General features: G+C 57.3%; 13 protein-coding genes and 2 pseudogenes. 9 read left to right on the forward strand and 6 right to left on the reverse strand.

Annotated elements, in window-relative coordinates:
• Window positions 1–17 precede the first annotated feature (17 nt).
• The 3 genes from ABQJ48_RS32775 to bamA form a co-directional block, all read right to left on the reverse strand.
• Window positions 18–1,160 (reverse strand): porin, encoded by a 1,143-nt coding sequence (locus ABQJ48_RS32775; RefSeq protein WP_367842083.1) that lies wholly within the window; start codon window positions 1,158–1,160, stop codon window positions 18–20.
• Window positions 1,161–1,701: 541 nt separating this feature from the next.
• On the reverse strand, window positions 1,702–4,104 hold the full coding sequence (locus tag ABQJ48_RS32780) for an LPS-assembly protein LptD (RefSeq protein WP_367842084.1): 2,403 nt from the start codon (window positions 4,102–4,104) through the stop codon (window positions 1,702–1,704).
• A gap of 14 nt (window positions 4,105–4,118) precedes the next feature.
• On the reverse strand, window positions 4,119–6,386 hold the full coding sequence (gene bamA, locus ABQJ48_RS32785) for an outer membrane protein assembly factor BamA (protein ID WP_473094223.1): 2,268 nt from the start codon (window positions 6,384–6,386) through the stop codon (window positions 4,119–4,121).
• A gap of 1,414 nt (window positions 6,387–7,800) precedes the next feature.
• On the opposite strand from bamA, the gene ABQJ48_RS32790 reads away from it, so the two are divergent.
• Both ABQJ48_RS32790 and ABQJ48_RS32795 read left to right on the forward strand, forming a co-directional pair.
• Window positions 7,801–8,109, forward strand: coding sequence for a hypothetical protein (locus ABQJ48_RS32790; protein WP_367842095.1), 309 nt, complete (start codon window positions 7,801–7,803; stop codon window positions 8,107–8,109).
• A gap of 43 nt (window positions 8,110–8,152) precedes the next feature.
• Window positions 8,153–8,875 carry a winged helix-turn-helix domain-containing protein gene (locus tag ABQJ48_RS32795; protein WP_367842094.1) on the forward strand — a complete coding sequence of 241 codons (723 nt, stop codon included), beginning with the start codon at window positions 8,153–8,155 and terminating at the stop codon, window positions 8,873–8,875.
• Window positions 8,876–8,895: 20 nt separating this feature from the next.
• On the opposite strand, the gene ABQJ48_RS32800 is transcribed toward ABQJ48_RS32795, so the two are convergent.
• Complete coding sequence (locus tag ABQJ48_RS32800; protein ID WP_367842085.1) at window positions 8,896–9,264, reverse strand: DUF2866 domain-containing protein; 369 nt, start codon at window positions 9,262–9,264, stop codon at window positions 8,896–8,898.
• 172 nt (window positions 9,265–9,436) lie between these two features.
• On the opposite strand from ABQJ48_RS32800, the gene ABQJ48_RS32805 reads away from it, so the two are divergent.
• The 7 genes and pseudogenes from ABQJ48_RS32805 to ABQJ48_RS32835 all read left to right on the forward strand — a co-directional run bounded on the left by ABQJ48_RS32805 (window position 9,437) and on the right by ABQJ48_RS32835 (window position 16,692).
• A complete protein-coding gene (locus tag ABQJ48_RS32805; protein ID WP_367842086.1) occupies window positions 9,437–11,134 on the forward strand; it encodes an ATP-binding protein in 1,698 nt (565 codons plus the stop codon).
• Between the two features lie 4 nt (window positions 11,135–11,138).
• A complete protein-coding gene (locus tag ABQJ48_RS32810; RefSeq protein WP_367842087.1) occupies window positions 11,139–11,837 on the forward strand; it encodes a response regulator in 699 nt (232 codons plus the stop codon).
• A 96-nt stretch (window positions 11,838–11,933) separates the two neighbouring features.
• Window positions 11,934–12,736, forward strand: a pseudogene (locus ABQJ48_RS32815) (IS3 family transposase); the annotation flags it as partial.
• Window positions 12,737–12,826: 90 nt separating this feature from the next.
• Entirely contained in the window at window positions 12,827–13,126 is a 300-nt protein-coding gene (locus ABQJ48_RS32820; protein ID WP_367842088.1) for a hypothetical protein, read from the forward strand.
• A 418-nt stretch (window positions 13,127–13,544) separates the two neighbouring features.
• Window positions 13,545–14,357, forward strand: a pseudogene (locus ABQJ48_RS32825) (IS5 family transposase).
• 692 nt (window positions 14,358–15,049) lie between these two features.
• Window positions 15,050–15,856: a hypothetical protein gene (locus ABQJ48_RS32830; protein WP_367842089.1), complete on the forward strand. Its 807-nt coding sequence runs from the start codon at window positions 15,050–15,052 to the stop codon at window positions 15,854–15,856.
• 380 nt (window positions 15,857–16,236) lie between these two features.
• Entirely contained in the window at window positions 16,237–16,692 is a 456-nt protein-coding gene (locus ABQJ48_RS32835) for a DUF2971 domain-containing protein (RefSeq protein WP_367842090.1), read from the forward strand.
• Between the two features lie 134 nt (window positions 16,693–16,826).
• On the opposite strand, the gene ABQJ48_RS32840 is transcribed toward ABQJ48_RS32835, so the two are convergent.
• Both ABQJ48_RS32840 and ABQJ48_RS32845 read right to left on the reverse strand, forming a co-directional pair.
• Window positions 16,827–18,485 (reverse strand): ApeA N-terminal domain 1-containing protein, encoded by a 1,659-nt coding sequence (locus ABQJ48_RS32840; protein ID WP_367842091.1) that lies wholly within the window; start codon window positions 18,483–18,485, stop codon window positions 16,827–16,829.
• 438 nt (window positions 18,486–18,923) lie between these two features.
• Window positions 18,924–19,211: a DUF1330 domain-containing protein gene (locus ABQJ48_RS32845; protein WP_367842092.1), complete on the reverse strand. Its 288-nt coding sequence runs from the start codon at window positions 19,209–19,211 to the stop codon at window positions 18,924–18,926.
• Between the last annotated feature and the right edge of the window lie 473 nt (window positions 19,212–19,684).

Raw genomic sequence — 19,684 nt, forward strand, 5'->3', positions numbered from 1 at the left:
GTAGCAAATGAACTCGATCAGAATCGCACGCGTATGCCCGCGGTGACGGCCACCTGTTCATTCGAGCTCGACATCGATAGCCCATTGATCACCGCGTGGATGCCACTGTCGCCAGTGTCGCTGACATGCTGGTACACACCTTGAAGATAAACGTCAGTGCGTTTGGACAGCGCATAGTCCGTCTGCAGCGTAAGCTGGTTCCACTTCGGCGCTACGCCGTCGATGCGACTGTCGGTAAAGGTATAAGCCGCGGAAACCGAGACCGCCGGAGTCAAGTTGTAGCGTCCATTCAGTTCATAGTTGCTAAAGCGCGCACTATTATTGACAAAGGAAAGTCCATTCGACGTGCCGGACGCTGAGGCTCCGATTCCGGTCAGATTACCAATGATCGATTGTGTGAACACCAGACCCACCGTTGCGTTGGCAAACGTGTAGTTCGCTCCCGCTCCCCACGTGCGCTGCACACCCGATGTAAAGGTCACATCGTTAGTCACCGCTCCGCCCGAATTCAGGTCCGTCCCGCTGTTGTTCAGCTGTAAATAGCCAGCAGCAAAATTGAATGGACCATAGTTGTACGAAGCACCCATGCTGTACGCCCGGTTTGTCGCGAAGTTGCCCGCGCTATTCGAGAAACCATACAGGCCGCCGAATTTGAGGCCGCCATAGTTCACGCTTGCGTACTTGATCGAATTATTGATGCGGAAAGAATTGTCGAGGTTGTCGTTATCAAACGGATGAGCAGCTTGTGTTCCCCCGTATCCCGTACCCGTGAGCGAAAGAGGTGCAAGATAGTCGACCACTGAATCGTACTGACGGCCCAGCGTGACAGCGCCATATTGCTCGCTTGACAGACCAACGAACGCCTGTCGTCCAAATTCGAGGCCATTCTGACCTAGTTTTCCATTGGCGATATTGAAACCGTTTTCAAGCACGAAGACAGCTCTAAGACCTCCGCCCAGGTCTTCGCTTCCGCGCAGACCGAATCGACTGCCATTGACCGATCCGCTCGTCTCCTGAAAGTTGCTGCTACCGCCCTGGTTATTCGTGTACGTCAGGCCGGCGTCGATAAGGCCGTATAGTGTCACGCTGCTTTGCGCGTGAGCAGTGGTTGCGAGAGCAAATGCGCTCGATGCTCCGAGCACCATAAGAGTTCTATTCATCAAAATCTCCTTCAAAGAAAATTTTCCGCGCATGGAGAATGTCATTCCGACGGAGCCGATACGCGGCAAGGCTACGGGCTTACGGCACTGCACCCGTTAAGCAGCGATTAGAACCGAATGGAGAACGCGCAATGTGGGGCGTTGGCAACGCCTGCGTTTACCGCCTGTTTCGCAAGCCGATGCCTGTAACCATGGCTACCCAGTTGACTGTTCATTCATGCCAGCCGGAAGTCCTTGCAATACGGGCTGACGTCATGCAGCGATGCGAAAAACCCCGCTCAGCCGTCAACGAGTTCGTCACGCGTGGAAACTTAAAATAAGGTCCGGGAAAGGACTGTCGGCTACTAGGAGCCATGCGCGATGAGCCGTTGATCCGAAATAATCAAATGGATGCACTGTGACCCCGTCGACGATGTCTGCAATGAATCAGGCGCATCGTATGCGATGCGCAAGCGCTTCCCTCGACGCGCGCAAAAGCCGGTCTCGTCCGGAATGGGGTTGGGCGAGCCCTTGAAAGTCGCTCGAACGGTCGCTTGGCAAATTACGGATAGTTGGAGAAGCGCGATTCAGGCAATGCGGTTGGCGCGACCGAATAGCCTGGAATACTTGCACGGAACTGTTGCTGCAATCCATTATCAATGTGGCTCAAACCATTGAGTTGCAGTTGCATCAGGACGCGCGTGCCTGTAGTGGGTGTCGTTGTCGAACTGATGTTCGTGTACTTTTGAAGGGCAAGGCTAACGCCCCAACAGTCAGCTTGGTATTGCAGGCCAATCAACCCCGCGAGCACCCGATGACTGACGATATCGTAGTCGATCTGGCCGACACCAGACAGGCGCCGCGTCATTGGCCACTGCCCCGAGAGCAAAACCTGATTCTCCGTCTCGTTGTCGAGTGTCGCGTTGGCTCTCGCGTACAGGTACGCCGCGTTGAGGATCTTGCCATCGGCGCGCTTCCACCCAACGCCTATCGTCGCTTGCGTGAACTCCTCGCTGGACTGGTTGTATTCGATCCCTTGCTGAACCGACACGGCGCCGATGTTCAGCGAGTCGCCAGCGATAAGATTCGACGGGCCAACCGTCGGCGGCGAATCGCCTGTCATAGTCACCTGCGTGGTCCGGAAGTAGTATTCCTGCGCGAGTACAAAGCGTGCCAACTCATTACCGTTCGCGGCATCGACGAAGCGCGTGGTGAGTCCCGCCGTAATGCGGTTCATATCCGATACGCGGTCGCCGCCGACAAAGCGATTGCTTGTGAAAACCTCAGCGAGGCCGAAGTCGAGTGGCGCGGTGTCGAAGGTCGGTGCGTAATTCTGGTTTCGGTACGGTGTGTAAACGTAATAGAGCCGAGGTTCCAGCGTCTGGATCAGACCGACACCGAAGAGATTCACATTGCGCTCGAACGTCATACCGGAATCGAACGATAGCGTCGGCACGTTGAAGCTGAACGTCTTCGGTTGGCCCGACGGCGCATCCGCGCCGATCGAGCTCAGGTCGTACGAAGCAACATGCCACTGCAGTTTGGGTATCGCATACCAGCCGGGCTGCCCGAACGCATAGGTGACATAGGGGTCGAACAGAAGCCGCCCGCCTTGCGTCGAATTTGCAACCGGGATCGTTAAGCGCGTTGCGTTCCATGTCGCGCCGAAGTCGAAGCCATCGACATCGTAGCGCGCGTACTTGACGTTCACTTCCGGCTCCCGGTTATACGGCGGAGTCGTATCGGAGAACGACTGCCAGTACTGCACGCGCGTCAGCACGGACCAAGGTCCGTTGTTGAAAGCAACGCCCGCTTCCTGCTGGAACAGGCTTTGGCTGCCGACCACCACCGAGCTCGAATTCGCGAGGTCCGTCGTCACATTCGCATCTGAAACGCGATGGTAGTTCACGTAGGCAGAGAAACCTGCACCCAGTGTCTGTTGATGCTGAAAGGAAATCGAGTAACGGTCGGTATTCGTCAATGCATCGTGCGGAAGGTAGGCAAATGACAGCGACCCCGAATACAACGGCGTCAGATAACGATATTCGGTCGTCAACATCACGCCGCGTTTCGACATCAGCCGTGGTGTGAGTGTCAAGTCATAGTTCGGCGCGAGATTGAAGTAGACGGGCACCGCGACATCGTAGCCATTCGTCGAGCTAACCGAGAACGTAGGCGGCAGAATGCCGCTTCGACGTGTTCCGTCGAGGGGAAAAGGCAACCACGGCGACGCGAAGATCGGTACGCCGAGGAAAAACAGAACGCCGTTATGCGCGACGCCGTTGTTTTGCGCATTGTCGAGCTCGAGCCGCGACGCATGTACATACCACGTTGGATCGTCGACACACTGGCACGTAGTATACGTGCCGTCGTAAAGCGTTTCTTGCTGATCGTCGTGCAGCTCAACGAGGGAACCGCTGCCCCTGCCGTCGCTCAGGATGAAATGGTATCGCGGCGTCGTCATCATGCCTTCGTTCGCATCCACGCGGAGATGCGCGGAGGGTCCGACAAACTGATTTCCGTCGCGAGTCAGCACCACGTGGCCGAATGCATCCGCGACGTCCCGGTCTACGTCGTAATGGATCGCGTCAGCCTGTACGATAGAAGTGGCACGACGCAACTCAGCACTTCCCTGCAGTGACAGATCCGCATCGTATGTGCCCGTGACTTCGCTACCGAGACCGAAAGTCGCGGCCGAAACGTCTGGCACGGGCGGGTGTTCGTCAAGCTGCGGCGCGAGCAACAGGCTCCATGGGTCGTTCGTCTGTTCCGGCTGCGCGGCTACGCTGCTGGATTGCGCATACACGTGACTCATGCATACAGGCAGCAGGAACAGGACATCGAGCGACCTTCTGAGGATCCACGAGCGCACGCGACGCACGACTGGCGCACGCTGGACCAGCGACACGACGCAGCAAAGGGGCGCGAGCACGGAATCGACTGCCCATCCGGATATGGAGCGCACAGCCATCCGCGTTTCTAGAAGGACGTTCCGATCTGAAACTGGAACTTCTGATACTGGTCGCCGGCATGCCGGACAATCGGAAGCGCATAGTTGAGCTTGAGCGGGCCAATCGGCGATATCCACTCAAAACCCACTCCATAGCTGTAGCGCAAGCCATTCGCGCCCACACTGCTGCCCTCGTTGCCCCAGACATTGCCGCCGTCAACGAACGCAAATACGCGCAACGTACGGTCATATCCCGTACCGGGCAGCGGGAACGTCGTTTCGATATTGCCGACGAGCATCCTCGATCCGCCGATCGGATCACCGGTCGTCACGTCGCGAGGCCCGAGCGAGCCTGGTTCATAGCCTCTGACTGAACCGATCCCGCCGGCATAGTAGTTCTTGAAGATCGGGTACGGCTTGCCGTCCAGTCCGTTTCCATAGCCACCCTGAAAATTGAGGCCAAGGACAAACCCACGTGCAAACGAGTAATAGTATTGGGCCTGAACGTCCCCCTTGTAGTATGTCGTCGTGGCTATCGGCGTACCGTACTCGGCGTTGGCCTGCATATAGTAGCCGCGGCTTGGCACAAGCGCGCTATCCCGGTTGTCGCGCGACCAGCCGACGCTCACCGGCACATTGTTCGACACGCGACCAAACTGATTGACGTAGTCAATGTAGCTTTGCGGCGTGGTTGAATCGACGTCGAGGCGGTTTTGCTCCAGCCCGAGGCCGAAATAAACCATGTCGGATTCGGAGAAAGGAATACCGAATTTGGTGTCCGCACCAAATGTAATGACGCGAAAACTCGTGTCCGTGGTCGATGAGTAGTACAGCGGATAAGCGGTCCGGTAGTAGGCGTCGGTGATGCGTTTGATGCCGTCGATCGTAAAGTAAGGGTCGGTCTGGGAAACGGAAAGCGCTCGCGCGGTCGAGGACGTGTTCACATTCAGCGCCAGGCTGGTGCCGGAACCAAACACATTGTCCTGAGACACACCCGCAGAAATGATCGGTCCCTCACCCGAACCGTAGCCCAATCCCAGCGTCAAACTGCCCGTTGGCTTTTCCGTGACTTTTACAACGATGTCGGCCTGGTCGGGTGTCCCTTCAACCGGCACGGTCGTCACTTCGACGTCGGTGAAATAGCCAAGCCGGTTGATCCTGTCTTTCGAAAGCACAAGGCGGGACGAGTCGAACCAGGCATCCTCCATCTGACGCATCTCGCGCCGCACGACTTCGTCGCGTGTACGGGTGTTACCTTCAATGGTGACATGGCGAATATAGACGCGACGGCTCGGATCGACCTTCAGTGTCAAGTCGACCCGGTGATGCTCCTGATCGATTTGCGGGACGGCATTGACCATCGCGAACGCATAACCATAATCCCCCAGCTTTTGAACTATGGCTTTCGTTGTCGCCTGAAGTTTTTGTGCGGAAAAGAGTTCGCCTGCCTTGATGGTGACAAGTTTTTCCAGTTCCGCTTTTCGATCCAGCAGATTGCCATCGAGCCGGATGCTGGAAACGGTGTATGGTTGACCCTCATGCACGGAGACAGTGAGGTACATCTCCTTCCTGTCGGGCGTGAGCTGAACCTGTGTCGACTCGATGGTGAATTCGAGGTACCCGCGGTCAAGATAGAAGTTGCGGATATTGTCGAGGTCGCCGGCCAGCTTGTCCTTCGTGTAGAGGTCGCTCTTCGTGTACCACGAGAACCAGTTCGGCGCCGATTCCTGCATCTCATCGTTCAACGTCCGATCGTCAAATACGTGATTGCCGACGAAGTTGATCTGGCGAATTTTTGCACTCGGACCTTCGACAACCGAGAACAATACACCAACCCGATTTCGGTCGAGAGGCGAAATCGTAGTCGTCACGTCGGCTGCATAGTAACCGCGTGTCAGGTATTGACGTTTCAGTTCCTGCTCGGCATTATCGATCAACGCCTTGTCGTAATACGCGCCAGCGAACAGCTTGACGCTCTTGAGCGCCTTGATCAGATTGTCTTTGTCGAACTCATGTATGCCGGCAAAATCAATCGTAGCGATAGCTGGCCGCTCCGCCACCTGCACGACGACCACGTCCCCGTCAGCGGAAACCTTCACGTCCGCAAAGAATCCCGTTGCGTAGAGTTGACGGACGATAGCCGAAGCTGATTCATCCGTGAATCTGTCGCCGCGCTTGATGGGTATATAGGAGTAGACCGTACTCGATTCGATGTGCTGCAGTCCGTCGACGCGAATATCGCGGACGACGAATGGCGTTGCCGCATGCGAAAGAGGCATGGTCAGAACATTCACCATGATGGGAGTCCAACTCTTCAACGCGAGCCTAAGCGCCCGCCTCCCGATCGTCATCAGCGGCTCTCCCGAGACACGTCGCTCTGTGCAACGCTGCCGCCTCGCTCCCACGATGCGAGTTCGGACGCCGGGTTAGCGGCGTAACCCACCGTTTGACGAACCTTTGCGTAGCCAGTAAAGACGGGTGGTTGCGTCATCGCGCGAGGTGCGTACCCGCCTTGAGGTTGCAATTCATTCATATGCCATTCGAACCCTGACGAATTACCGTGGTCGCACAGGGCGACATGCACGCACACGTTCTCCGATCCGCGCTCTTCGTTGGCCCTCCGCCTTTTAGCAATGGAGATATATGCAGCTGCTCGAATCATTGCAGCGTAGAAACCGGGAAAGACGACTCTCATCATCATGTGCTCCTGCCACTTGATCGAAGATGAGAGTCAAGATATACGGTGCGAACACTCTGCGAGTTACCAGTTGCTTACCCCGCTTTACTCACACGCCTGCGATGCGTGAACAGACCAAGTTCAAGGCCACGTGACCAATCATTGCACGTTGGTCGAGCGTGTCATTTCACACGGAAAGGATCCGAAAGATTACAACGCGGTTGGGGCGGCTCGACTGTGCGAGCAGCGTAGACGCCCATAGCGACTATCTGAAAGTCGCAATGGGAATACCATCAGTTGATCATGGAGCCGGGCACGACACTGGGCGGTTTTACTATTAACGCCTTGCAAAGCCCTTCGACACTCTCCGTCGGAAACGAATAGGCTATCCATCCCGCTCCCTGATGCCGCAGGAGAAGGACGGGTCCCAGTAGCGGCGAATATTCGACATACCAGCATGGGTCCATCTCGAGAGGATAGTTTGACGATTTGACGGGTTCCCGAGGCTGCTGAGGATCGAGACGGCCGCGCAAGGCAATTGACTGCTGAATCAGCTCGTCCACGGCGGATGTTTGTAGCAGACAAGATCTATCTGCAATGGTGAAACGGAGCACCGGTACATCAGCATAGTCGAAAAGGTCCAATGTCATCGATTCGTACACGCTATTTCCCTTATTCAATAAATCTACTTAATACTCTATATTGCATTAGCTATTCGACCTAACACGGACAACGCATGTAGATGCAGTTCGTCGCAACGAAAAGCGGACGATGGGCATGCCACACACACGCAGTCTAGGTCATGGGCGGAATGAATCTAATTCGAGTTCGTTTCTTTGTGTTACGCAACGGGCCCTGCCTAAGCACAAATGAGCGGCAATATGACACCCGCGACGCCCCTCCAACTGTAAGCGGCTGGGGTGCAATAGCTGCTCTGCGTGCCGGGCGTCGCCGCCCTGCGTGGGCGCCGCAAAACTGGCCTCAGCGCAACGCTCGACGCGTCCCTCAGGCATTCCCCACTGCCAGGTTCGCTCATGTCACTGGTGCTGGCCGAGCCCCTGCGCGCGCGTATCGTGGCGGCCGCGAAACCGGCGCTCAAATGCGGAAGTTTTGCGCTCACTGCATGGGAAACTTTAGCCATCCTTCACACGCCTCCACACAATTTCCTTAATTTCACCATCATTGCTGCGCCCTTCCTCCCTATCATCGACTCATCATCGAGGCATCGGCTCCGCGGCGCGCGCGACGTCCGGGGATTCTCGATGCAAGCGCCGCAAACAGCGCGTCCGTCGATTTCAGTTGAGGGGAAACAGGTTCATGACTATCAGTCTTCTTGTCGTTGAGCCGGACCAAACGGTCCGGGACCAATTGCGCGCTCAGCTTCAAATGAGCCAGATCGCGATGTCGGTGCTGTATAGCGCGGCGCAATTGATGAACCGCCTGGAGCTCGAATGCCCGTCGGCGATTCTCATACGCGCCGAAGCACCGATGCAGGGCGAACGCGACGCGCTGCGGCGCTTGCGACAAGCCGGCTACGAGATGCCGGTTTTTGTGCTGAGCAAATCAGACGAAGTGGTCGATAAAATTGTTCTGTTCGAACTGGGCGCAGACGATTACATCGTCGACCCGGTCGACCTTCATGAACTGACCGCCCGGATCAGGCGTGCCGTGCAACGCGCCAACCGAACGCTGTGCGACGCCCCCGAGATGCGCGAGAAAATATCGTTCGGCGACTACGAAATAGACTTCGCGACACGGCGTCTGATCAGGAACGGCGCTGAAATCGCGCTGCGCTCCAGCGAGTTCGCGTTGCTCAAGCTTTTCGCGAGCAACCCGATGCGCCTGCTGACGCGCCCGATGGTCAATAGTCAGCTGGGAAGATCCGAGAGCCAGAACAACAGCCTCGACGTTGCGGTCTGCCGCCTGCGTACTCTGATCGAGGACAACCCGTCGAGCCCGAAGTTTATCCAGACATTGCGCGGACGCGGCTTCATGTTCGTGCCGTCGCCGAAGCAGGACGAAGAACGCCCGGTAATCGTCCGCGACCGCGACAGCCGGGGTTGTGCCGCGTCCGCACTCCATCTCCTGCAAACAGCTGGCCTCGCATGAAATCGAAAACGCGGCTGCGCTCACGCACGCCGTAGACGCACCCGTTGCTGAGGCAAATCCGGATCGTCCGTCAACGTGTGACGCTGGCCGTTGCGATGCGTGCGCACCCGCTGCCGGATCTCGGCTTCGGTCGCGTCGCCCGGCACGGCCATGCACGAGTACTCGTCGTTCGCGTTGATCCACTCGACAATCCGGCACCACTCGCCCCACAACGCCGCGATCGGCGCCGAAATGCGGCAGCCACGCACCTTCATCACGTTCTTGCCGGCATCCGCCGGCGCGTTGACGCCTTTCGCGGGTTTCGTGCCAATTGCCGTGTCGGCGGCCGTCTTCCGGCCGGACTGGTAATCGCGTGAAGCGGCGCCGCTCACGTTTGACGAGACTTGCATGGAAGGTCCCCACTAGTGAATGAAGTGCCGTTTGCCGCCTTTTTGCGGAGTTCATATCAGGGCCACACGATCGTACATATCAATCGCGCAGCCACGACGAAGAAAGAATGGAGAAGTTGTGGAGATTTCCCGGCACATGTAATGCCACACGCCAATCATCTAGAATACACCCATGCAAAGCGCCCCTCTTCACACCCAACCTGTCGGTCGGCTATACACGTCGTTGTCGCGCGCACGGCACGGCCCGATGAAGATGCGCTTCGGCATCACCGGGAAAATGTTTCTTGCAGTCTTGATCGCCTGCCTCGTCATTTCACTGACGATGGGCTACGCGGTACGCGTGAGCTTCGAGAACGGCTTTTTGCACTATGTTCGCGAGCGCGATGCAGGGCGCATGAAGGCCGTGATGGCAAAAGTGACGAATGAATATGCCACCCACGGCAACTGGAATTTCCTGCATGATCATCCGGATGCATGGCGCGCGCTGCTGGACGCGGCGATCCATGAAGCCTTACGCGAGGAAATCGACGCCGCGCAAATCGGCAAGAGGCCGAGCTGGCAGACGTTTCCCGGCAGCGGCAGCGTGCAGCAACTGCTCGGGCCGCTGACTGGCCCATCGGAAGGTCCGCACTGGGGCATGCGGTTGCCGCCAGCGCCGCCGGCGGACTCCGCCATCATGAGGGAGCGCGACCGCCCTCGCGCGAGCGATAGTGACAGCGCCTATGCGAGATCGCCGCTTCCGCGGCCGTACGACGGCATGAGCGGCAGTCTTCCGCCCGGCGGTCCGCCGGTCGCGCTGTTCGACTCCAATCACGAACTGGTGGCGAGCAGCGCACGCGAGCCCGCGCCGGACAGCGCCATGAAGCCCGTCGTCTATAACGGCAAGATAGTCGGCTGGCTCGCCATCAACGGACCGGACACCCTTTCGGATGCCGCAGACATTGCCTTCCAGGCGCAGCAGATGCGCGCCACGTGGCAGATCGCGGGCGTTGCCGTCGTGCTCGCGGCGATCGTCGCGCTAATGCTCGCCCGCATCGTTCTTGCGCCGGTCAAGCGCCTGATGAACGCGACCCATAGCCTTGCCGGCGGCGACTACAGCGCGCGGGTTCCGGCCGGCCGGCGCGATGAACTGGGCCGGCTCGCGTCGGACTTCAACTTATTGGCGGATTCGCTGCAACAAGCCGAACGCTCGCGACGCAACCTGATCGCGGACATTTCGCACGAGCTGCGCACGCCGCTTGCCGTGCTGCGCGGCGAGCTCGAAGCGATTGAAGACGGCGTGCATGAATTCGATCGCGACTCGCTCAAGTCCCTGCAAACCGAAGTCAATATGCTCAACAAGCTCATTCAGGACCTGTACGAGCTTTCCCTGAGCGACGTTGGCGCGCTCAGCTATTACAAGACGCCCACGCACGTTGCGGAGCTTGCCCGCGCATCGCTCGACGCAATGCGCGAATCGTTCAAGGCAAAACAGATCGCGGTCGAATTCAGCTGTATGCAGGCCATCGCCGACGAGACGTTCGCGGTCGATTCCGGGCGCTTCGTCCAGTTGCTGAAGAACCTGCTGCAAAACTCGCTGCGTTATACCGACCCCGGCGGCCATGTGCGCGTATCGCTTTCAGAGAGCGGCCAAGGCTGGCAACTCGAAGTGCAGGACTCGCTGCCCGGCGTGCCGGAGGCCGCGCTCGCGCATCTGTTCGATCGCTTTTACCGCGTGGACGAATCGCGCAGCCGTCAGAGCGGCGGCGCGGGTCTCGGCCTGTCACTGTGCCGCGCTATCGCGACGGCCCATGGCGGTACGATCGCCGCCAGGCCTTCGCCGCTCGGCGGCGTCTGGATCACCGCGCGCTTTCCGCCGGAAGGAGGCTGATGTGATGAACGAAGCGCACAGTTCAAACATCCTGATCGTTGAGGACGAACCTAAGCTCGCCGCCGTACTCGAAGACTATCTGCGTCTGGACGACTTCACGACTACGATCATCGCCGACGGACAGGCCGTGATGCCGTTCATTCGCGCGACGCCACCGTCGCTGATGCTGCTCGACCTCATGCTGCCGGGGCGCAACGGCATGGATATCTGCCGCGAGCTACGGCAATTTTCGGCGCTGCCCGTAATCATCCTGACCGCGCGCATCGACGAAATCGACCGGCTGCTGGGGCTCGAAATCGGCGCCGACGATTATGTCTGCAAGCCGTTCAGCCCACGCGAAGTGGTGGCCCGCGTGAAGGCGATCCTGCGGCGCGCAGCGCCCGCGGTTGCTTCCCGGACCGGCGCGCAGCAAGTACCGCACGGGCTCGATGTCGACGAGCAGTTTCATCATGCACTGCTCGACGGCAAGGAACTCAAGCTCACGCCGCTCGAATTGCGTCTGCTGGTGTTGCTTATGAAATCGCCCGGACGCATCTTTCCCCGCGACTACCTGCTGAACAATCTGTACGAAGACCACCGCGTGGTCACCGACCGCACCGTCGACAGCCATATCAAGAACCTGCGCCGCAAACTGCAGACCGTGCGACCTGAGAGCGAGCCAATCGTCTCGGTGTACGGCGTCGGATACCGGCTGGAAATCTGAAGGGAGGCCCAACCAGCGCTCATCACAACTCCAGTTCCACGTTCGTAGAGCGAAGCAAAGTCGTCACCGTTGGTGAAGTAGAGTTGTCAACTCCCGGCCCGGAAGCGCGCCGGCAAGCCGGGACGAAAGCGACTGACGGACACACGCAATTGCTGACGCTGATTCGGACGGTGCACGCCGAGGTCAAGGGGCCTACGGTTCGCCACGTATGGCCGGGGAAATCCGTGATCGCGGCTTTCCGGTCAGCAAGGAACGCGTGGAACGGCTGATGCGTGAGAACGGCATCCGGGCCCGGTACAAGCGCCGCTACCGGGTAACAACCGACTCGAAGCACAAGCTACCGGTGGCGCCGAATCTGTTGAATTGCGAGTTCACGCCTACCGAGCCGAACCAGGTGTTCAGCTCGGACATCACGTACATCTGGACCGACGAGGGCTGGCTCTACCTGGCCGTGGTGCTCGACCTGTTCAACCGGGAAGTGGTGGGCTGGTCGATCAAGCCGCGCACGACGGCCGATCTCGTGACGGACGCACTGACGATGGCCTGGTTCCGCCGCCGTCCCCGCCCCAGGCGCGCTGTGCCATTCTGACAGGGGCAGTCAGTACGCGGGTCACGAATTCCAGCGCAAGCTGGCCGCTTACGGCATGCGCTGCTCGATCAGTCGCAAAGGAAATTGTTGGGACAACGCGCCGACGGAAAGCTTCTTCAACAGCTTGAAAAACGAACGGGTTCACGCCACGCGCTACCGGACGCATCAGGACGCGAAGGCCGATCTGTTCGAATACAGCGAAGTGTTCTACAACCGCAGTCGTCGTCATTCGTCGCTCGGCCTGGTTTCTCCGGAGCGGTTCCTTCGGAACTGGATCAAAGCTCAGCAGACCAAGGATGCCGCTGCATAACTCGGGACCGATGGAAGGCGAAAAACCGAGGGAAGCTCATTAGGGTGACGGGTGCTTTGTGCGATTTTAAATACCAAAGAGGAAACATTTGTGAGTAACGACGACACACTAAGCCCGAAGGCAATGGACGAAGCGGTTGAAGGCGCAGAAGCGCATACGCGTGAAGTTTTGGCAGCCCATGCCCGAGCGGCGCTCTATGAACGCATCGATTCCCTCAACAGGGGTTTTGCGAAGGTGATCTCGCTACCGGGAAATCGCCCCGCGAACGTGAGCGACGCTGACGTCCAACTGGCGCGCACGCTGCGCGATCAGATCCGCAGCGCTCGCACAGAGGCCGCGCTCGCGGCGGCCGAAGGCTTTCTCAGGCAGCTCGGCGTGCTGTCCTCGTAAGGCTGAACCCAGTTGCATGGCGGGCCGGCGCCGGGAGCGCCGCGCCCATCACCGGCCACGGCCGGGCGAAAAGCAGCCCCACCGCCAGTGTCAGGCGAAACGGGCGCCAGCCAGCGCCTTCGGGTGCTCCTTCCGCAGCCACGCGATGAATCGGAGCTGCCCGGGAGCAAGCTCTTCTGCGCGCACGGGAGAACAGCGCCGCACACCCTCAACGCTCATCCCAACGCCATGGTCGGCCGCCAGTGCCGCGAGTTGCTCGGTGACCTCGTTCGTGAGGCCAGTCATGCGTATCGTGTTGCCGTTCTTTTCGGTTGTGCCCGCCACCCACTGGTCGGACGCCTGGCGCCTGAAATCTGCGCCCGAAGCATAGAGGATTCGGGTGTTAGGAACTTCCGGTCAAACCTGGTACCCTGGAGGCATGACAAGAGAGAAGCGTAAAGCCTACCCGACAGACGTGTCAGACGAAGAATGGAGCTTCGTGGCAGCGTATCTGACGTTGATGGATGAGAGCGCACCACAGCGTAAATATGAGTTGCGCGAGATGTTCAATGCGTTGCGCTGGATGGCTCGCGCTGGGGCTGCGTGGCGAATGCTGCCGACTAACTTTCCGCCGTGGGAACTCGTGTATCAACAGACGCAACGATGGCTGGCGGCCGGCTGTTTCGAATGCATGGTGAGTGATCTTCGTTCGATCGTCCGGGTGGCGCAGGGGCGGCAGGGGCAACCCAGCGCGATCATCCTTGATGGCCGTACGTTGCAATCGACATGTGAGAGCGGGCCACGCGCAGGCTACGACGGCTACAAGCGCAAGCGTGGCAGCAAGGTGCATATGGCGGTCGACACGCTGGGTCAGTTGCTCGCCGTACACGTGACACCAGCCAACGAGCAGGAACGGGCACAGGTGGCGGAGCTGGCGCGCCAGGTGCAGCAGGCAACGGGAGAAACCGTGAAAGTGGCCTTTGCCGACCAGGGTTACACGGGCGAAGATCCTGCGCAGGCCGCGCGCGCTCAGGGAATTGATCTTTAGGTGATAAAGCTCGATGAAGCGAAAAAGGGTTTCGTGCTGTTGCCACGGCGATGGGTAGTCGAGCGCAGCTTCGGATGGCTCAACCGCTTTCGACGCCTCGCACGTGACTACGAACGCTTGCCCGAAACACTCGCAGGTCTGCATTTTGTCGTCTTCGCCATGCTTATGCTTGTCCATGCAATCCCAGTACTTCGAAGTTCCTAACACCGTCTAAGCAGCGATGCGGGTGAAAATGAAACTTGGCGACGGACATTCGCGCACCACCCATGTGGCGAGGCGAGACATGAGCGTAACGCTTCCTGCACCTCCAACCCGACCGTCGGCTTTGCGGCAACGCGGCCCACGAGCGGACGTCTGCGCCTGTCGCCTCGCGCAGTCCCTCGCACGTCCGCTTTGCCACCACAACTGCGCCACGGCACCGCTTCATCACTGCGTCAACGCACATGCAGAATCCCACCGCACCAGGCATCCAGCAACATTGCGGGCCATCCCGGTTTATCAATCGCCATAGCCTCCAGAACTCCCACCGTACCGCAGCACTCCGCGGTTTCCTCCATCGAGGCTCGTTCGACGCCTGCCAGCAACGCACGGTGGCGCGGTCACATTCCTGCGGACGATGGCAGGCATCGAACAACCCTAAACGGACAGAGCCCGACGGCGGCCGGCTCAGGACGACCCCCAAGCGGTCACTCGGGCTTATCGAAAACAGTCATTCATCGTCCACGAACTGGATGGACGGCTAAATCCCAATCGCTCTCAAGGACAGTGCGTTGGTTTCGTCGCAACGAGCTGCGGGCGTTGTCTCGCGCCAACGATGACGATTCCGTGGAGCTGGAGCCGCCCCGCGATTAGGTTATATTGGAGAGTCGCCCGTTCGGGTATCACCCGCCCCGTTCATGAGTCTTCACGCAGCCGCATGGCAAATCATCGGCACGTCAGCCACCGCCATCGTCGGTGTCGGTGCAAGCCTCTACATTGCTACCAAGAATCGCAGCCAGCTTATTCGGCACGGCAAAGAGACGCTCGACGTGCAACGCCTTGCCACGGCGCGCTCGGCGTCCACCTTCATCGCTGAGAAGCGCCAAAAATGGATTGACGACCTGCGCACCGACCTCTCCCACTACCTCGCCCTCACCACAGAACTGACAGAAGGCTGGAAGCGTCTGTTGTTCAAGATGGCGGAGGAATGGGACGAACACCCCGGTGCTGATCCTCTCGATGTGCTGCGTCACAACAGTGACATGCGCGAAACCTTTCTCACGAGTATCTCTGCGCGTGATGGCGAACACTATCAGCTCCTCATGCGCGTCATGTTGCGCTTAAACCCCGACGAGGGGCTGCATACGATGGTGCTGGTTGCGATTTTCAACCTGCGACGGCATCTGGCCGATCTCGCGGTGCAAGCCATCAAGGATAGCTACGACAACCGGGCGATTTATGACAGCATAAAGGGGGAGCTAGATTCGGCATCGAGCTTCGCGAAGTTGATCCTCAAGGAAGAGTGGAAAAAGCTGAAATATGAGATAGCTGATCCTGACAGCCTGCTGCGCGACATCCTGGAGAGGCGTGAGGTTGATGACATTAAGATAGGCAAGGTTGTGAAATTCGACATTGAGCACCTGTCGCCTTTATCCACCCATGAAGCCGTGGCGCCGCACAACATGAACCGCGCCTTTCGTGACGATGGCCCTGTAGCCTCGTGATGATATTGACGCCTGGCTAAGGCCCACGTTCCCAAAGACCATGCCTGAAACTTCTGAAGCTCCAAAGCTAGACAAGCAACGAGCTGTGCCTCCAACAAAAACGCGCTTGAAGCGTGCTCGCTCACACTGAGCAACCACCATCCCTCTATATCTCGATACAAATGCGCCTCTATTACTTGACCGAAGAAAAGTGGGCAAAGAAGATCATTCTAGAGCAGCGTTTCAAGTTGTCGACCTTCGATGAACTGAATGACCCGTTTGAACTCTTGGGGGCGTCGATTGGTGAGAAACTGGCGAGGAAGTTATTCAAAGTTTTATTCGTTCATTGAACAAAAACTATAGGTCTGTTATGCACAGGGATGTCGTGGAGAAGCCCGGTGATGTGGGCGCACTACGGACACAAGCACAAGGGGGTTTGCTTAGGGTTTGACGTAGTGGAAGGTGGTCACCTGCTTCCCGTCAGGTACAAGGCGGAACGCCTGACCGGATTGCTCGACGGCTTGGGGCGAGGTCGAATGACGTTGGACGAACTCACGGCGGTCCTTACAACGAAGTTCAAGGACTGGGAGTACGAGCATGAATGGCGGATATTCGCTCGGCTTGACGAGCGCGCGCCGGAGGACGGGAAGTACTACCTGAACTTTGATCCGAACATCACACTGCGCGAGGTGATCCTCGGTGCAAGGTGCGACGCTTCGGTGGCTGATTTTGCCGCCCTGATCAAAACGCCAAAGCAGCCAGTAAAGGTGTTCAAGGCAAGAGCTGCGTTCGACTCTTTCGCCATGGTCCGGCAGAAGCAGGTCAAGATCGTTACGGTTCGTCCATCAAAGTCTTAAAGCCGTAGCGGTATAGTTGAGAGGCCGTCAGCGTTTCACTTGACGCGAGGCAATTGTCAACGGTCTAGACGTTGACACCGACTGACCGCTCGTGGGATGACAGTGAAACAGTACGAAAAAATCCGATTAACACGTCACTCGAACAAGAAGACGTGATTCAGTTGAAGGCGGTCATCGCCATGTTCAAAGTAGAGCTTGCCAACAGTCCGCACTTTTTTGTCGGCTAGCTGGAAAAAGTCATTGGGGTCTTGTGACGCGCCTAGTGGTTTCTTCACGAACAGTTGCTTGTAGTAAAGATCGGTGTGATGTTCTGAGAATGTTGGTTCGGCACCGGGTGTAATGTCGAAACAACAAAATGCTTTCATTTTCGTTTTTTTCTTGAATAGTTCAAGCGTTTCCGCCGACACGGTAATGAACTCTGCGCTTTCGTTAACGCGGTCAAGATGTGATTGATTGATTTCGGAATTCAGGACGATTCGGTTCCAGTTTTGTGACAAGCATGCAATAAAATCTTGCGAAGTCAGACCAAAGTCTAGGAACGCAAAATAGGTGAGAAGTAGTGACAGCTTATCCGTAAGTTGAGGAATGTGTGAGGAAAGTGCGCCATCAACGTTTAGCGGATTCCCGTGCGCTACGTCATCTCTAAATCGCTTCAAGTCTGTGAAATTGTCGTCCGTCAGATTTACGATCTTAATCACATTCGCATCAACTTGCGACACGACGTGCTGATACTTCTCACGGAAAGTATGATCCTTCGTCCCGAAAATCTCGGTCGCGAGTGCAACAAACTCGTCGTTCTGTTGTTGGGTCAGCGTCGAGTGCAATGCCTGCATACGCGCTTTAAGCGTGTCAATTTTGTATGTCGTGGATTTTTTGGCTTTCTTGGGTAGTGCTTTTGTTTTAGATTCTACGTATGAGTCGAGAATGAAAACATACGCGGCGACCTTGTACTCCCAAAAATCCTGATAACGCTTCATCGACGAAAGTCGAAGCCAGCTTGGATCTCGTAAGTCAGAGTTGAAAAAAGACTGAGCTATGGTTTGCCAGTTCCCATCGAATAGATGTCGTTTCAGGAGAAATCGCATCCGACCGTCAAGGCGGTTGTCGGTATCCTCGATTTTTTCATAGTGAGGAAAGTAAAGGGCGAGACCTTGTCCGCTCTTGCTTCTAACGCGGACAGAGATTACAGAAACTGGTTGTGCAAGTAAGATGGAGAACAGGGTGCAAAGACTGGTAATGATCGAGCGAAAGTTGCAGAGCGTGAAATCACATTGAGAATTTTCAATTGATAAAACCGCAGAGTCTCGAATTTCGTTTCCGTCAGTAATTGCAATCAGCTCCGTATAGGGTGTGATAGCAAGCGAAAAGTCGCCTAGTGGCGACGTTACGTCCGCAGAGACGTTGGAAGGCCGGTTTTTCCATTCGACTGAGGTCCCGACGTCTCCCGCGATTCGCTGAAACTGGAAGAACCAGTTGGTAACTTGGGTCATCTCGATTTCGGCTAAGTCAAACGCATCCGCTGTGTCACCCGCAACTATGTAATCGGCGTCGACGGCGATGAAATGAAGCTCGCAGTTGAAGAGCGTAAACACCTGACCGTCCTGTACGGTCGCAGTCAACCGATCATATTTCTTCCCCGCTTCTAATTTCCCAAATGCACCATGTTTGAATTTGAGCAAAATGGCTTGCTTTGGTCCAAACGTCAAGCTGGCAGGCCCGATTTGCCCAAGCTCGTCGTGGGAAACGTCGACCGAAAAGATATGATCATCGTTGAACGTGAAGTTGTTTTTCATTGGGCTGTTGATGAATGAGTTATGCCAATTGTATTTTTCGCTATTGTCGAACTGCTAGCTATCACCGATGCCATAGTAGCAACCGGTGAGCTGTTGGGAGCTGAAATAGACGAGGACACAAACAAGGAACTACAAGAGTCCCGCTCAATCTCACGCGTAATCCGACAGTCAACAATGGGCCGAGGAAATATATAATCTCGCCTCCCAGTTCATCATGGGCCGTCCGGCTTGATGTCGACGGATTGTCCACGATTCAGGCGTCCGCGTCGATTGACCGTTTTTGGCCGAATGCCGGCCGACGCGCAATGAACCTTCAGACGCCTGCCACAGGCAACGCGCGATGTGTGCTTGCGGACAGAACACAGACTCTCTCCTGCCGCCTCAGTCATAGGCCGAGGCCCGCTGAGCTCCACGGGCCTGAGCGTCGCCGCCTTTTTGTTACACGCCTTCGACGAGAACGGCGCGATAGCGCGCGCCCTTGAACCGGTGCTGCGCGACTTCCTGATACGCCGGGCTGTCGTACCACGCACGCGCGGCCGCAGTCGACGGAAACTCCACGATCACGACGCCCTCTGGCGCTTCGCCCTCAAGAACCTGTTGAGGTCCGTAGGCAGCGAGAATCCTGACAGGATGACCTTTGAACGTCTCGCTCACATTCCTTTGGTAGATGTCGAGCTCACGCTGATCCTGCGTGCTTTCCTTCGTGAAGACGATATAAGTCGCCATGGCGTAAGCTCCTGCGGTAGTGTCAAGGTGCGTACGATAATGCCATGAAACCGCATCGGGCTTCGATCCGCAGGGTCGTTGCAGATGGCGACCCGTCACCTGTGCGATAGAACCACCCGATCCCCCGATCTTCCCCAACGGACTTTCGCGAGATGATCGTAGGGGCCCCCTCTTCGCGGCGGCCGCATATCGACCCACAACAGCCCTTCGACCCGGCGTTATCTCAATGGCCGCGTCCAAGATACAACGGCCGTTCGCTCGTCAGTGGGTTGGTGGGTACTGGGCTGTTATAGATGGTCCGCAACGCGTGGTGTCCCGCGCTCAGCGAGTGACCACTACCGAGCGCGGCCTAGCAGGCTGTTGAATTTGGGTCCCGTGTAAACGGGGTTTGAAGGACAGGCGTTATGGATATCGTGTTCATGAGATTAGGCGATGAGTGCGATGCGTGGGATTGATGAGATGCAGGAGCCGCT

It is taken from the genome of Paraburkholderia suaedae (assembly GCF_040812055.1).
Taxonomy (GTDB): domain Bacteria; phylum Pseudomonadota; class Gammaproteobacteria; order Burkholderiales; family Burkholderiaceae; genus Paraburkholderia.

What these genes read in the sequence shown, in the direction of transcription:
- ABQJ48_RS32810 (WP_367842087.1), top strand. Translation starts at nt 11,139, where the DNA reads ATGAACGAAGCGCACAGTTCAAACATCCTGATCGTTGAGGACGAACCT.
- ABQJ48_RS32830 (WP_367842089.1), top strand. Translation starts at nt 15,050, where the DNA reads ATGAGTCTTCACGCAGCCGCATGGCAAATCATCGGCACGTCAGCCACC.
- bamA (WP_473094223.1), bottom strand. Translation starts at nt 6,386, where the DNA reads ATGGTGAATGTTCTGACCATGCCTCTTTCGCATGCGGCAACGCCATTC.
- ABQJ48_RS32840 (WP_367842091.1), bottom strand. Translation starts at nt 18,485, where the DNA reads ATGAAAAACAACTTCACGTTCAACGATGATCATATCTTTTCGGTCGAC.
- ABQJ48_RS32795 (WP_367842094.1), top strand. Translation starts at nt 8,153, where the DNA reads ATGAGCCAGATCGCGATGTCGGTGCTGTATAGCGCGGCGCAATTGATG.
- ABQJ48_RS32845 (WP_367842092.1), bottom strand. Translation starts at nt 19,211, where the DNA reads ATGGCGACTTATATCGTCTTCACGAAGGAAAGCACGCAGGATCAGCGT.
- ABQJ48_RS32835 (WP_367842090.1), top strand. Translation starts at nt 16,237, where the DNA reads ATGTGGGCGCACTACGGACACAAGCACAAGGGGGTTTGCTTAGGGTTT.
- ABQJ48_RS32800 (WP_367842085.1), bottom strand. Translation starts at nt 9,264, where the DNA reads ATGCAAGTCTCGTCAAACGTGAGCGGCGCCGCTTCACGCGATTACCAG.
- ABQJ48_RS32805 (WP_367842086.1), top strand. Translation starts at nt 9,437, where the DNA reads ATGCAAAGCGCCCCTCTTCACACCCAACCTGTCGGTCGGCTATACACG.
- ABQJ48_RS32775 (WP_367842083.1), bottom strand. Translation starts at nt 1,160, where the DNA reads ATGAATAGAACTCTTATGGTGCTCGGAGCATCGAGCGCATTTGCTCTC.
- ABQJ48_RS32790 (WP_367842095.1), top strand. Translation starts at nt 7,801, where the DNA reads ATGTCACTGGTGCTGGCCGAGCCCCTGCGCGCGCGTATCGTGGCGGCC.